Annotated in this window: 12 protein-coding genes and 1 riboswitch; of the genes, 4 read left to right on the top strand and 8 right to left on the bottom strand. The window is 69.2% G+C overall.

Going from position 1 to position 13,898, the window contains the following annotated elements:
• Positions 1 to 10: 10 nt before the first annotated feature.
• Both ACYVF6_RS14235 and ACYVF6_RS14230 read right to left on the bottom strand, forming a co-directional pair.
• Positions 11 to 1,555 carry an ABC transporter substrate-binding protein gene (locus ACYVF6_RS14235; protein ID WP_460521141.1) on the bottom strand — a complete coding sequence of 515 codons (1,545 nt, stop codon included), beginning with the start codon at positions 1,553 to 1,555 and terminating at the stop codon, positions 11 to 13.
• A gap of 7 nt (positions 1,556 to 1,562) precedes the next feature.
• On the bottom strand, positions 1,563 to 2,207 hold the full coding sequence (locus tag ACYVF6_RS14230) for an HAD family hydrolase (protein ID WP_460521139.1): 645 nt from the start codon (positions 2,205 to 2,207) through the stop codon (positions 1,563 to 1,565).
• 142 nt (positions 2,208 to 2,349) lie between these two features.
• Between ACYVF6_RS14230 and ACYVF6_RS14225 the strand changes: the two genes are divergently transcribed.
• From ACYVF6_RS14225 to ACYVF6_RS14210, 4 genes are all read left to right on the top strand, one after another.
• A complete protein-coding gene (locus tag ACYVF6_RS14225) occupies positions 2,350 to 3,621 on the top strand; it encodes a hydroxyacid-oxoacid transhydrogenase (protein WP_460521137.1) in 1,272 nt (423 codons plus the stop codon).
• Between the two features lie 5 nt (positions 3,622 to 3,626).
• Complete coding sequence (locus ACYVF6_RS14220; RefSeq protein WP_460521135.1) at positions 3,627 to 4,076, top strand: cupin domain-containing protein; 450 nt, start codon at positions 3,627 to 3,629, stop codon at positions 4,074 to 4,076.
• Positions 4,077 to 4,197: 121 nt separating this feature from the next.
• Entirely contained in the window at positions 4,198 to 4,335 is a 138-nt protein-coding gene (locus ACYVF6_RS14215; protein ID WP_460521133.1) for a hypothetical protein, read from the top strand.
• Between the two features lie 83 nt (positions 4,336 to 4,418).
• Positions 4,419 to 5,033, top strand: a complete 615-nt coding sequence (locus ACYVF6_RS14210; RefSeq protein WP_460521131.1) for a hypothetical protein — start codon at positions 4,419 to 4,421, stop codon at positions 5,031 to 5,033.
• A gap of 72 nt (positions 5,034 to 5,105) precedes the next feature.
• Here the strand turns inward: ACYVF6_RS14210 and glnII are convergent, their stop codons facing one another.
• The 6 genes from glnII to ACYVF6_RS14180 form a co-directional block, all read right to left on the bottom strand.
• Positions 5,106 to 6,119 (bottom strand): glutamine synthetase, encoded by a 1,014-nt coding sequence (gene glnII, locus ACYVF6_RS14205; protein WP_460521129.1) that lies wholly within the window; start codon positions 6,117 to 6,119, stop codon positions 5,106 to 5,108.
• A gap of 113 nt (positions 6,120 to 6,232) precedes the next feature.
• Positions 6,233 to 7,039 (bottom strand): energy-coupling factor transporter transmembrane component T family protein, encoded by an 807-nt coding sequence (locus ACYVF6_RS14200; RefSeq protein ID WP_460521127.1) that lies wholly within the window; start codon positions 7,037 to 7,039, stop codon positions 6,233 to 6,235.
• Positions 7,036 to 8,469 carry an ABC transporter ATP-binding protein gene (locus tag ACYVF6_RS14195; protein ID WP_460521125.1) on the bottom strand — a complete coding sequence of 478 codons (1,434 nt, stop codon included), beginning with the start codon at positions 8,467 to 8,469 and terminating at the stop codon, positions 7,036 to 7,038. The genes ACYVF6_RS14200 and ACYVF6_RS14195 overlap by 4 nt, the downstream gene beginning before the upstream one ends.
• Entirely contained in the window at positions 8,466 to 9,077 is a 612-nt protein-coding gene (locus ACYVF6_RS14190) for an ECF transporter S component (RefSeq protein WP_460521123.1), read from the bottom strand. The genes ACYVF6_RS14195 and ACYVF6_RS14190 overlap by 4 nt, the downstream gene beginning before the upstream one ends.
• A gap of 33 nt (positions 9,078 to 9,110) precedes the next feature.
• Positions 9,111 to 9,215, bottom strand: a riboswitch (TPP riboswitch).
• A 19-nt stretch (positions 9,216 to 9,234) separates the two neighbouring features.
• Positions 9,235 to 9,900: a TIGR03085 family metal-binding protein gene (locus ACYVF6_RS14185; protein WP_460521121.1), complete on the bottom strand. Its 666-nt coding sequence runs from the start codon at positions 9,898 to 9,900 to the stop codon at positions 9,235 to 9,237.
• A 120-nt stretch (positions 9,901 to 10,020) separates the two neighbouring features.
• Positions 10,021 to 13,863, bottom strand: coding sequence for a GH92 family glycosyl hydrolase (locus tag ACYVF6_RS14180; protein WP_460521119.1), 3,843 nt, complete (start codon positions 13,861 to 13,863; stop codon positions 10,021 to 10,023).
• Positions 13,864 to 13,898 lie beyond the last annotated feature (35 nt).

Here is a 13,898-nt window from a genome sequence, read left to right as displayed (position 1 = left end):
TGACCTCGGGTCAGCCCTTGGAGACCGTGGTCAGGTCGAACGCCTCCGAGACGGCGTTCTTGGGGAGCCCCTTCACCTGCGGCGTCGCGACCATGAGGTTCGGGAACAGGAACAGGAAGTCGCCCGCGGCATCCTCCGACAGCAGCCGGGCCGCCTGCTTCATGTAGGTGACCTGCTCCTGCTCGGTGCCGGCGTCGGCCTTGGCCAGCAGCTCCTGGAACGGCTTGCTGTCGTACTTCCAGTAGTACGCCGGAATGCCCCAGCTGGTGATGTCGCGCGGCTCGACGTGGGCGATGATCGACATGTCGTAGTCGGCCTTCTTGAACACCTCGTCCAGCCACACCGCGGGGAACTCCAGCGGCTCGATCTTCGCCGTGATCCCGACGTCGGCCAGCTGCGACTTCACGACCTGCGCGGTCGAGACGGCGTAGGGCAGGTTGGGGATCCGCAGCCGCAGTGTCAGCTTCGGCTTGCCGGCGGCCCGCAGCAGAGCGCGGGCCTTGGCCGGATCGTGCGGATAGAGACCGGTGAGGTCTTCGTACCACGGGTCGGTCGGCGGCACCATCGAGCCGATCAGCTCGCCGTGCCCGGCCCACGCGGTGTCGAGAATCGCCTTGTGGTCAAGGGCGTACCGGATCGCCTGCCGGACCCGCTTGTCGGTGAACGGCGGCCTGGCGTTGTTGAACGACAGCACGACCTCGCCGTTGGTCGTGCCCTCGATCACTTGGTACTTGCTCTTGTCGGAGAACTGGGACAGGCTCTCGGGCGCCTGCAGCGTGCTGACGACGTCGAGGCCGCCGGTGCGCAACGCGTTGTTCATCGCGTTGGGGTCCTTGTAGTACTTCAGCGTCACCTTGTCGAGCGCCGGCTTCGGGCCCCAGTAGCCGGGGTTGCGGGCCAGCACGATCGACGTGCCACGGGTCCAGCGCTGGACGATGTACGGCCCGGTGCCGATCGCCTTGGTCTTCAGCCCGGACACGCCCGTGCGCGAGAACATCGCGCCGATCCGGGTGGTCATCTTGAACAGCCACAGGTTGCTCGGCTGCTTGAGCACGACCTCCAACGTGGTGGGGTCGACCGCCTTCGCGCTGTCAACCACTTCCATCGCCGACTTGATGTCGATCTTCCAGTCGGTCTTCACGCGGTTGATGCTGAACGCGGCGTCCTCGGCGGTGAACGGCTTGCCGTCGGAGAACTTCACACCCTCGCGCAGGTGGAACGTGTAGGTCTTGCGGTCCGCGCTCACCGCCCAGTCCTTGGCGAGCAACGGCTTGATGTCGCCGTTCGCGTCGAGATTGACCAGACCCTCGTAAACGTTGACGAGCAACGCCTGCGGGATCGCGGCGCCGTTGTCGGAGGTGAAGTCGAGGCTCAGCGGCTCGGCGGCGAACCCGACCGACAGCTCCTTGCCGGGCGTCGTCCCCTTGTCGCTGGACTGGTTGCCCGTGCTGCCCGCCGAGCAGGCCGATCCGATCGATCCGACCGCTAGCAGAACAAGTGCGAGCGCTGCCGTGAACACCCCGCGGCGGGGCCGCAAATTCGACACAGTGAGCACGGATTGATCATGCCCGCTTCACCGCCTGAATGCGAAGGGCCTGGCCGTCAACCGTTACGCGAAGTTTGTGGAGGCCCTCCACAACGAGGTCGGCGTCGAGCTCGCTCGCCGCGTGATGGGTGGTCACGGCGATGCCGCGCATGCCGGCAGCCCTGGCGGCGGTCAGGCCGGCCGGAGCGTCTTCGACGACCACGCAGCGTGCAGGGGGAACGCCGAGCAGCTTGGCGCCGAGGAGGTAGGGCTCGGGGTGCGGCTTGCCCTCGCGTACGTCGTCGGCGGTGACCATGACCTCGTGAGAGATGCCGGCTGCCTTGGCGCGCGCGGTGGCCACGGCGGCGTTGCCCGACGTGACGATCGCCCACCGCCCCGAGGGCAGCGCGCTGGTGAACTCGCGAGCACCGGGAAGGGCCTGGATGTCGGTCAGGTCGGTGGCTTCCAGCTCGTCGATCCGGCGCTGCGCAGAAACGGCCTGGTCAGCGGGCACGAGCGCGCGAACGATCGCCGCCGAGGTGAGGCCGTGCCCGACGACGGCGCCGAACTCGTCCTTGCCGATGCCGTATTCGGCCGCCCAGGTCGACCAGCAGCGCAGGAGTGCTGGAGAAGAATCGACGAGGGTGCCGTCGAGGTCGAGCAGGACGGCGTCGGCGTCCAAGGATCGAAGCGAACCTAGTGAGGAAGTAGCCACGTTCTCCGACCGTACCGAGTCGGGCTGAGCCAACTGCCGGAATTGTTCGGATCTAGACCAGAGCGACGCATTCTGGAGCGCAAAACGTTATCTGGGAGGGTGTTTTCCTATGACGGCTGTAGAGACGGTGTTCACGTGGGCCGCGCCGGCGGTGAAGTTCGGTAACGGCGCACTCGACGAGATCGGGTACGACGTCGCGCAGTTGGGCGCCCGGCGTGTCCTCGTGCTGACCGATCCGGGTGTGGCCTCGACGGGTGCACCGAAGCGGGTGGTCGACTCGCTGGCGGCACACGGCGTGGAGTCGGTGGTGTTCGACTCGGTGCACGTGGAGCCCACCGACGTGAGCATGAACGCGGCGATCTCGTTCGCCCGTGAGCACGGCCCGTTCGACGGTTTCGTTCCGGTCGGAGGCGGTTCGACGATCGACACGGGCAAGGTCGTGAACCTGCTGACCACCCACGGTGGCACGTTGCTCGACTACATCAACCAACCGGTTGGCGGCGGGCAGGCGCCGCCCGGGCCGCTGCGGCCCCTGGTGGCCGTGCCGACGACGGCGGGCACCGGCGCGGAGTGCACGACGGTCGCCGTGATGGACCTGCTGGACCTGAAGGTGAAGACAGGCATCTCGCACGCACGGCTACGTCCCGTACTCGCGATCGTCGACCCGTCGGTGACGGTGAGCCTGCCGCCGCTGGTCACGGCGTCGTCGGGGTTCGACGTGCTGTGTCACGCGCTGGAGTCGTACACCGCCCGGCCGTGGGACTCCTATCCCGCGCGGCGGCCGGAGCAGCGGGTGGCGTACTGCGGAGCGAACCCGATCTCCGACCTGTGGATCGAGCACACGGTGCCACTGCTGGCCCGGTCGTTCCGTACGGCGGTGCTGTCGGGGTCGGACGTCTCGGCGCGGTCGGCGATGCACCAGGCGGCGCTGTACGCCGGGATGGGGTTCGGGAACGCCGGCGTGCACGTGCCGCACGCGTGTGCGTACCCGATCGCCGGGCGGGTGCGGTCGTACCGGCCGGCGGACTATCCGCAGGACGAGGCGATGGTGCCGCACGGGATGGCGGTGGTGCTGACGGCGCCGGCGGCGTTTCGCCTGACGTACGAAGCGGTGCCTTCGCGGCAGCTGTGGGCCGCTTCGGTGCTGGATCCGGACACGTCGTCGCTGCCGGAGCCGGACCGGCTGCCGGAGGCGCTGCGGCGGCTGATGCGTGACCTCGGGATGCCGAACGGGCTGTCTGCCGTGGGCTATTCGGCGTCGGATATCGGCGACTTGGTGGAGGGGGCGCTGAAGCAGCAGCGGCTGCTGTCGACGGCGCCGGTCCCGATCGGTGCGGATGAGCTGACCCGGGTGTTCGAGGAGTCGCTCGTTCTATGGTGAGCGGCATGGGTGAACTGTGGGATCCGTTCCATCGCAAGCTGCACCATGTGATGCCCGCCGGGCTGACGGGCGACACGGCGCAGAGCACGGGAATGCGACGGCTGGAGGCGATCTCGGGCAAGAGCGTGGGCGCGCGCAACCTGTGGATGGGTCAGACCCACGTGGCGGCGTCGACCGCATCGGCGAACCACCATCACGGCGAGTCGGAGACGGCGATCTACGTGGTGAGCGGGCATCCGTGCTTCGTGTTCCTGGACCTCGAAGCCGACGAGCCGGTCGAACGGCGGATCGCCGCCGGGCCGGGTGACTACATCTTCGTACCGCCGTACGTGCCACACCGCGAGGAGAACCCCGACCCCTCGGAGGAGGCGGTCGTGGTGATCGCCCGCACCACCCAGGAGGCGATCGTGGTCAACCTGCCGGAGCTCGCCTGGCCCCCGCCCGACCAGCGGTGACCCGCGAGGAGTACGTCTCCCTGGCCGACGGCGCCGTCCTGCCAGCCGCCGTTCACACTGGAGCGAGCGGATCGAGGACCTGGACCAGCTCCGGGACCACTGGGGCCACTCGAGCTGGACGTTGATCGGCGCCGCGCGGGCGGAGCATGGCGAGATCGGCACCCTCGTCCGGGCCGCGTTGCCGGGCGTCGGGCACTTCCCGGACCTGGAGGTTCCGGAGCGCTATCGCGAGCTGGTGCGGGGATTCCTCTCGGCTTGACGTGGGGGATTCGGGCCGGACGGCGAATGTCGGTGGTCTGCCTCATGCTTGGACCGTCACCACAACGGGAGGAGACGATCACCATGAGTACCCACGTTCCGATCTACGACAACCTGCCGCCTGTGCACCTGCGCACGGTGGCGCAACTGCGGGCCGACGGCCGGCGGCCCAAGCCGGATGCCGGGCCCTCGGGCTGGCTGCGCAAGACGTTCGAGGAAGACAGCTGGCGCACCGAGCTCTACGCCGACGCGAGCACGATGCCGGGTCCACGCAGACCCGCCGCGCGGGCCGGCCGCCGGCGGGAGCTCACCATCGTGCGCTGGAGCCGGTCACGCCATGGGCCGGACAGCGGCGGTGGCGGCCCGGCGCCCGGCGAGCGGTCCAGCAAGATCCACGTCAGCCTGACCGGTGCCCGCACGGTCTGCGGTGCCTACATTCCGGCCGACGCCGTCGTGCTCGCCGTCACGCCCGACTGGCACCTGCACACCGACTGCTACAACTGCTCCGCGAAGCTCTGGGTCCACTACGCCCCGGCCGGCTACCAACGCCCGATCAACGGCTCCGACTTCCCGATCCGCCGCTCCGGCCAGTCTCCCGGCCCGATCGGAGGGCGCCGACGCGCCCGCCCGCTGGCTTGGCAGGACCCGCTCTTCCCGCTCGAGGTCGATGGCCCGGACCAGCAGAGGCGGGCGGCGTGACCGAGACACGACACGGCGCCCGGCCGGCAGGTGCCGGCCGAGCGCCGTGGTGAAGAAGGAGGTGGTTGGTGCCTAGACCTGCTCGGCCTTCTCCAGGGCGTTGCAGCAGGTGCTGACGATCATCCGCGTGACGAGGTACGGGTCGCAGTTGGCGTTCGGGCGACGGTCCTCGATGTAGCCCTTCTGGTCGACCTCAACCTGCCACGGGATCCGGACGGACGCGCCACGGTTGGACACGCCATAGCTGAACTCGTTCCACGGCGCGGTCTCGTGCAGGCCGGTGAGGCGGTCATCGATGCCGGCGCCGTAGTTCTCGACGTGCTCGAGCGCCTTCTCGCCCAGCGCCTCACACGCGGTGATGATCGCGTCGTACGACTCGCGCATCGCCTTGGTGGAGAAGTTCGTGTGCGCGCCGGCGCCGTTCCAGTCGCCCTTCACCGGCTTCGGGTCGAGCGTCGCGGAGACGCCGAAGTCCTCGGCCGTACGGTAGAGCAGCCACCGGGCGACCCAGAGCTGGTCGGCGACCTCGACCGGTCCGAGCGGGCCGACCTGGAACTCCCACTGGCCGGGCATGACCTCGGCGTTGATGCCGGAGATCGTCAGGCCGGCGGTCAGGCAGTTGTCGAGGTGCTTCTCAACGATGTCGCGGCCGTAGATCTCGTCGGCGCCGACACCGCAGTAGTAGCCGCCCTGCGGAGCCGGGAAACCGACCGCCGGGAAGCCGAGCGGGCGCTCGCCGTTGAAGAAGGTGTACTCCTGCTCGATGCCGAACCACGACTCCTGGTCCGCGTACTGCTCGGCGATCGCCGTGAGCTTCGCCCGCGTGTTGGACGGGTGCGGCGTCATGTCGGTGTCGAGTACCTCGCAGAGTACGAGGACGTTGTCGCCACCGCGGATCGGGTCAGGACAGGAGAAGACCGGCTTGAGCACGCAGTCCGACGCCGAGCCCTCGGCCTGGTTCGTGCTCGAACCGTCGAATCCCCAGATCGGCAGGGGAGCGCCATCGGACAGGATCTTCGTCTTCGAACGCAGCTTCGCGGTCGGCGCGGTCCCGTCGATCCAGATGTATTCGGCCTTGTAGCTCACGGGCAGCAGTCCTTGAGGTCGCCTGGTCAGGTTCGTCCACCAGGTTGTCAAAGGCCGATTGCCTGCCTGTTGCTCAAATGTGTCCATTGTGTTGCATGAGCGAGCACGCTTGCTCACCAGAACAGGAGTGACCACGTACCCAGAGCGACACTGATCAGGTTGGCGCCCACCAGCACCGCGACCGTCGCCGCCAGGAACAGCGCGTCGGAGGCGCGCAGCGGGCTGGGCCTGGCCAGCGTACGGTCCGCGCGACGGCCGAAGCCCCGCGCCTCCATCGCCGTGGCCAGCCTGACCGCCTTCCGGATCGCGGCGACCAGCAGCCCGAACACCGCGGAGAAGAACAGCCGGATCGCGCTGAAGGGCGAGCGCCCGGCGTCGATGCCGCGCGCCCGGCGCGCCAGCGACAGCAGCTGCCACTCGTCGCCGAGCAGTGGCAGCAGCCGGAACGCCGCCAGCGCCCCGAACGTAAATCGCGGCGGCGCGTGCAGGTGCTGCACCAGGGCGTCCCCGAGCTCGGTCGGATCCGTCGTGGCGAACGCGACGATGCCGGGCAGGGCGATCGCGAGGATCCGCACCGACACCGCCGCCGCGGCGGCCAGTCCGCCGGAGGTCACCTCGATCGGCCCGACCTCGGCGAGGAGGGTGCCACCGGCCTTCTGGGCGAACAGCAACGTGGAGACGAGCAGCCCGAACGACCCGAGCACGAGGGGAGCGGTACGCAGGAGCAGCGTCCGCCACCCGATCCCGGCCGCCGCGACCAGCACGAGCTCCGCGACCAGGACGACGGACGGCGTCACCACATCGCCGGCGATCAGCAGGCCGACCATGGCGAGCAGCGTGGCCGCCAGCTTGGTCACCGGATTCAGCCGGTGCACAGCCGAGCCGGCGTCGACGACGAGGGGAGTGGCGAGCGCGCTCACGCCGCCCTCCTTCCGGCCGGCAGGCGGCCCGCCGCGACGGCGAGCTCGCGGTCGGCGATCGCGGCGACGAACGGCTCGTCGTGGCTCACGCAGCAGATGGCGTGGCCGGCGTCGCGGAGGGTGGAGAGGAGGTCGAGGAGCTCGGTCCAGGTGCGCAGGTCCTGGCCGAACGTCGGTTCGTCGAGCACCAGCACACCGGGTTGCGTCGCCAGGGCGGTCGCCACCGACAGGCGGCGCTTCTCACCACCCGACAACGTGAACGGGTTGGCGGCCGCCAGGTGCGCCAGGCGTAGCCGTTCCAGCAGCTCACCGACCCGCCCGCGGACCTCGGCCGGCGACAGCCCCACCCGCTGCGGCCCGAGCCCCAACTCCGCCTCGACCGACGCCGTCAGGAACTGGTGCTCCGGATCCTGGAACACCGATCCCACGGTCCGGACCAGCTCGCGCGCCCGCCACTTGTGCAGCGGCCGCACCGAGCCGTCCGCCGTGACCGCGCCGGCGCCCGGCTTCAGCAGCCCCGACAGCAGCAGCGCCAGCGTCGACTTTCCCGACCCGTTCGCCCCGGTCACCGCCAGCACCTCACCGGCCGCCAGCTCGACCGACGCATCGGCCACCGCTGGCGTACGAGCGCCGGGATAGGTGTACGACAGCCCGCTCCCGGCCAGCACGTCAGCACCCGGCGGTGCGGTCGTCCGCCGCTGCCCGGCCACGCCGTAGCCCGGAACCCACACGCCGGCCGCGGCCAGATCGCCGCCGGCCGTCGCGAACAGCTTCGCCGGGACGTCGTCGGCCACCACGGCACCACCCGGCTCCAGCACGACCATCCGGTCGATGAGCGGCAGCCACTCCTCGACCCGGTGCTCGACGAGGATCAGCGTCGCGCCCGTACGTTCGAGCACCTCCCGGACCGCCGCCCGAACCAGCGCCGCGCCGGCCGGATCGAGGTTCGCCGTCGGCTCGTCCAGCAGCAGGACGCGCGGGCGCAGCGCCATCACCCCGGCCAGGACGAGGCGCTGCTTCTCGCCGCCCGACAGCCGCCCGGTCGGATGGTCGCGACCGTACGGGAAGCCGGCCAGCGCCAGTGCCTCGTCGACCCGCGGCCAGATCTCCGCGGCCGGTACCGCGTGGTTCTCCAGCCCGAACGCCACGTCGTCGCCGGCCCGCGCCATCACGAGCTGCGTCTCGGGGTCCTGGAACATCATCCCGGCCGGCCCGTCGACCGAAAGCGTGCCTTCCTGCGACCCCGAGTGGTCGGGGTCGAGCAGTCCTGCGAGCGCGGCCAGCAACGTACTCTTGCCCGCGCCCGACGGCCCGGCCAGCAGCACGTGCTCGCCGGGCGCGATCGTCAAGTCGAGGTTGCGCAGAGCCCAGGCCCTGCGCCCCGCATGCCGAAAGCCCCACCCGGCAACCTCGACAGCGGCGGCACTCACGCGACTCGTTGTTCGCGACCGGACGCGAACGGCGCCAGCACACCGGTGCGAGCCAGCGACCGTACCAGCGCCCAGCTGCCCAGTCCCGCGATCGCGATCGTGCTCACGACGACGATCACGCCGTAGCTGAGCTTGAACGAGACGTTCCAGTCGCCGTAGTAGTACAGCGGGTCGGCGATCGCCGGCACCAGACCCGCGATCGCGCCGGACAGCAGCGCCACCGGAAGTGTCCAGCGGCGGTACCGGAACAGCGCGAATCCGAGCTCGGCGGCCAGTCCCTGCCCCAGGCCGTAGAGGAGGACGATGGTGCCCGCGCCGAAGAACATCGACACCAGCGCGGCGATGGTCTCGGTGAAGACCGCGGCACCGGGTTTACGGACCACCAGCCCGCCGAGCACGCCCGGCAGCAGCCACATGCCGTACATGATCGCCTGGGCCGGCGGGAACCACCCGAACGCCGGGCTGAGCGCGGACCAGAGGCTGTTCCATGCGACGAAGACCACACCGAACGCGACACCGAGCACGGCCGCGACCACGATGTCGACCGTACGCCAGCGCAGGCTGGGTGGATTGGACGGAACGAACGCAGCGTCATTTTCAGGCGCCATCGAAATCACCCTCCCAGGGCAGCTTCGACGACGACAAAGGTCGGACCGACTCCCTGCGCTGGCATTACCCAGATCAGGTTCGAGGGTCTGCGGCGGGTGCCGCACTCTCAGCGCTCTCGCGCTCCCCTGTCGTCTCTATGTGTGTACGTGCCCGATCCTACAAGCCGAGCGCGGTTTGGCTAAGCGCTTCGGTGGCCGCAGCCGGACCCCGCAGTTCGACCCGGGCCACCCGTTGCCGGCCGGTGGCGTACAACGTGAGCTCGCCCGGCTGCCCTTCGACGACCGCGGTCGGCTCGCCCTTGCGTGCCCGGATGGTCGCGGCGTCGGGCCACGCCAGCAGGACGCCGACGACGCTCTTGCGGAACATCACCCGCCCCGCCGTCGACAGCCGCCGCCACAGCAGCGCCTCGGCGGTGGCCGGCAGCACGCGGGGCTTCCAGTCGGGCTGGGCCCGCCGCACGTCCTCGTGGTGGATGAAGAACTCGACGCTGTTGGCACCCTTGTCGACGGACGGCAGCCGAGTCGGCGCGAACTTGCGCTGCGGCCCCTTCCGGAACATGTCGACGACGGTGGCATAACCGCTGTGATGCAACAACCGATTCATCGCGACGCGAGTGCGCTGCGCGAGCGCCGGCACCATGATCCCGGCCGCGGCGATCGGTTCGTTCTCACGAATGACCAGGTGAGCCGCGAGGTCGGCGGTCTGCCAGCCGTCGCAGAGCGTCGGAGCCTCCGGCCCGAGCTCGTCGAACAGGTCCGCCAGCGCGGCCCGCTCCATGCGCGCGAAATAGTCGGTGCCGTTCGCTGTGCTGTCTCCTGTCACCTTCCTCACCCTACGGTGCGACCCGCCCAACCGCCGACTGCGACATCGCGCCCCCGGCCAACTGTGTTGTTCGTCGCACGCGTTCGGTGACCCCCTCATCCGACCGAAGCATCTCGGTCGTCAGCCGGTACCGAGTAGCTCGACCTCCGCCAGTGACGTCGTCGGCTCGCCGGTGTTGTTCGTCACGCGGATGCGGTAGTGGCTGAACGTCCCCGGCTTCTCCACCTTGAACGGACGGGTCTGCAGCCGCCAGGTGAAGGTCTCGCCCTCGCGGCGGTCCAGCGTCGTCCACTTCTTGCCGTCGGTGGAGCCTTCCAGCGCCCAGTCGCGCGGATCGCCCGCGTCGGAGCTCGACGTCAGTGTGTAGAACGTCGCCTTGCCCGGCTTGTCCAGCACGTAGCCGATGTCGAACGAAGAGCCGTCGAAGGTCCGGTGCGACGCCGAGGTGTTGTCGAACAGCTGCGCCACCTCCGGCGTCGCCGGGGTGCCGGAGCCCACGCCCGTCAGGTCGGCGAGTGGGCGGGGCACCCGGCTGCCCGACGTCAGTGAGGGCGGCGCGCTGCCCGTGCCCGTTCCCCAGCGCGACGGCGACGAGCCCAGGTCGAACTCGAGCACTCCACCGCGCGCCAGCAGGTCGTGCGGCAGGTACGTCTTGCCGTAACGCTTGCCGTTGACCTTCAGGCCCTGCACGTAGACGTTCCGTGCACTGTTCGACGGCGCCTTGATCACCAGCGACCGGCCGTTCTCCAAGTGCACAGTCGCCTGCTTGAACAGCGGCGAGCCGACCGCGTAGTAAGGACTGCCCATCTGCAGCGGATAGAACCCCAGCGCGGAGAACACCTGCCACGCCGACATCTCGCCGTTGTCCTCGTCGCCCGGGTAGCCCTGGCCGATCTCGCTGCCGAGATACAGCCGCGACAGCACCTCGCGCACCTTCTCCTGCGCCTTCCAGGGCTGGCCGGCGTAGTCGTACATGTAGGCGATGTGGTGCGCCGGCTGGTTGGAGAACCCGAACATCCCCATCCGTACGTCGCGCGCCTCGGTCATCTCGTGGATGACGCCGCCGTAGGAACCCACGATGTCGGCCGAGCCGGTCTCGGGCGTACTGAAGAACGCGTCGAGCTTCGCGGCCAGTTTCGGCTTGCCGCCATAGAGGTTCGCCAGGCCCTGCCCGTCGTGCGGCACGTGGAAGGCCATGTTCCACGCGTTGGTCTCGGTGTAGTCGTAGCCCCAGATCACCGGGTCGAACTCCGACGTGGGCAGCCGCCACGAGCCGTCCGGCTTGCGCCCCTGGAAGAACCCGACCGACTTGTCGAACAGGTTGACGTAGTTGCGCGCCCGGTTGCGGAAGTACTCCGCTTCCTCCTTGTACCGCTTACGATCCGCGGCCTTGGCGTCGGGGGACTCCGACAACGCCTTGGCCAGGTTCGCGATGCCGAAGTCGTTGATGTAGCCGTCCATCGCCCACGACATGCCCTCGCCGGTGTCGGTCGTGGTGTAGCCGAGGAAGACCGAGGTCGACAGGCCCTTCCGCCCGACGTTCGGCGTCGGCGGCGCGACGCTGGCGTTCTTCACCGCCGCGTCGTAGGCGGCTTTGACGTCGAACCCGCCGACGCCCTTGAGGTACGCGTCGGCGAACGCCACGTCGGAGCTGGTGCCGACCATCAGGTTGGCGTAGCCGGGTGAGGACCAGCGCGAGATCCAGCCACCGTCGCGGTACTGCTGGACGAAGCCGTCGACCAGCTCGCCCGCCATCGACGGCGTGAGCAGCGCGTACGCCGGCCAGGTCGTGCGGTAGGTGTCCCAGAACCCGTTGTTCACATAGACCTTGCCGTCGACGATCTCCGCGCCGGTCTGGGTGGGAGTGTCGTCGCCTGCTTTCGGCGACACCGGGCTGGCGTACTTGTAGGCGGGGGCGTCCGCGGTGCCGGTGTTCTCGAAACCCGAGTTGGGATAGAGGAACAGCCGGTAGAGGTTGGAGTAGAACGTCACGAACTGGTCGTGGGTCGCACCCTCGATCTCGATGACGCCGAGCTTGTCGTCCCACTGTGCCTGTGCGCGCTGCTTCACCTCGTCGAAGCTGTCGCCGGCGGCGATCTCGAGCTCGAGGTTGCGCCTGGCCTGCTCGACGCTCAGCAGCGAGGTCGCGATCCGCATCTCGACCGTCCGCTCGGCGCCCGCGTCGAACCGCAGGTAACCCGTGACGTTCGAACGCCCGGACGCGTCCGCCGGTGCGCCGCTCGCCGTGACCGGACGGGAGAACGTCGCGTACACGAACAACCGCGTCGCGCCCGTCGACAAGCCGCTCTTGACATCGGAGTAGCCCGTCACCACGCCACCAGACGCGTCCAGCGTGACGCCGCCGTTGTTGTTGACGTTGTCGAACACCAGCGAGGCGTCGTCACCGGGGAACTGGAACCGGAAGATCGCCGCGTGGTCGGTCGGCGCGATCTCGGTGCGCAGGCCGTTCTCGAACCGCACGCCGTAGTAGTACGGCCGGGCAACCTCGTTCGCGTGCCGGAACGCCAGCGCGCGCTCGGCCCGGTCCGCGGTCGGCCTGCCGGCAGCCACCGACGGCATCACCTGGAACGTCTGCCGGTCGCCCATCCACGGGCTCGGCTCGTGCGACACGGTGAACGCCTGCAGGGCCGGCAGGTTGTCGGCGTTGTTCGCCCGCTGGTACTCATACAGCCAGCTCTGCGAGCCGGCGTTGGTCATCGGCGTCCAGAAGTTGAAGCCATGCGGCACGGCCGTTGCCGGGATGTTGTTGCCGCGCGAGAACCCGCCGGTGGAGTTGGTGCCGCGCGTCGTGAGCACGTAGTCCGACAGCCGGGTGTCGCCGGAGACCTCGGCGGCCGCACCGACCCGGATGTCGTCGTACCAGCCCTGGAAGACCCGCGGCCCGTCCGGGTTGTCGTACGCCACCAGGATCCGCTGGATCCGCTTGCCCGCGGCCACCGCGCCGATCCGCGACGACTTGTGGTTCCACTGGTTCACCGACAGGGTCTTGGACCTGCCCTGCGCCTGCGGGTTGAGCCGCACACCGTGCTGGTCGACCGCACTGAGCTCCGAGAGGTACGTGCCGTCGTCGAACGCGAGGTCGATCGCGGTGTAGGTGCTGGCGTACGTCAGGTCGTTCACCGGCAGCTGCGGGAACACGAGGTACGACAGCTCGGTGTCGGCCGTGACCGGGACGTCGACCTCGAACACCTTGTTGTAGGAGTATCCGCGGCTTTCCGACAGGTGCCGGCCGGAGTACTTGAACGCGCGTACGCCGGTGAAGCCCACCCGGGCCTTGGCCGTCGGCGACGCGGACGGCCCGCGGTCGACGAGGCTCTTCATGTCGGACGCGGGCGGCGGTGTGGTGTCGCCGTTCGACAGCTGCACGTCGGCCAGCTGCAGGATGTCGCCGCTCTGCACGCTGGCGATGTCCAGCCGGTAGAACTTGTACGCCTGGGTGTTCTCGAAGCGGTACTCCTTGGTCTGGAACCGCTCGCTCCACTCCTGCCCGGTCTGCTGATCCAGGTCGGTCCATGCCTCACCGTCAGCCGAGCCCCGCAACGTCCAGTCGCGAGGGTCACGCTCGGGCGCGTCGTTGGCGGAGGTGAGCGCGTAGTGCACGACGGCGACCGGCTCGGCCAGCTCGAACACCACCCAGCCGCTGTTCTCGAACACCAGCCACTTGGTGGAGGCCTCCCCGTCGATCAGGTTCTCCTTGACCTCGCCGGCTTCGGTGTACTCGCCGCTGGCCGTCACCTCCGTCACCTGGTCGGTGACGTTGCCGGGGATGCCGGGTGCGTACACCCCGCCGACTCCGGCCGTCTTCTTGCGGCCGTCACCACCGATCTCGACGGTGTTGGTCCAGGTCGGCTGGGGGTCGTCGGCTTCGAACGAGGAAGAGAAGTCCGCCTGTGGTGCGGCCTCGGCGGGCTCCGTCAACGGATCAATCAAGGGTCCGGCCATAGATGTGGAGACTGCCATGACCAGTGCCGCGGCGA

This window comes from Flindersiella endophytica (genome assembly GCF_054779015.1).
The sequence above is the reverse complement of the archived record's forward strand: the minus strand, read 5'-3'. Positions and strand labels throughout refer to the sequence as shown.

Coding starts and splice junctions, on each gene's coding strand:
- ACYVF6_RS14220 (WP_460521135.1), top strand. CDS start 3,627: ATGGGTGAACTGTGGGATCCGTTCCATCGCAAGCTGCACCATGTGATG.
- ACYVF6_RS14190 (WP_460521123.1), bottom strand. CDS start 9,077: ATGGCGCCTGAAAATGACGCTGCGTTCGTTCCGTCCAATCCACCCAGC.
- ACYVF6_RS14210 (WP_460521131.1), top strand. CDS start 4,419: ATGAGTACCCACGTTCCGATCTACGACAACCTGCCGCCTGTGCACCTG.
- ACYVF6_RS14180 (WP_460521119.1), bottom strand. CDS start 13,863: ATGGCCGGACCCTTGATTGATCCGTTGACGGAGCCCGCCGAGGCCGCA.
- ACYVF6_RS14225 (WP_460521137.1), top strand. CDS start 2,350: ATGACGGCTGTAGAGACGGTGTTCACGTGGGCCGCGCCGGCGGTGAAG.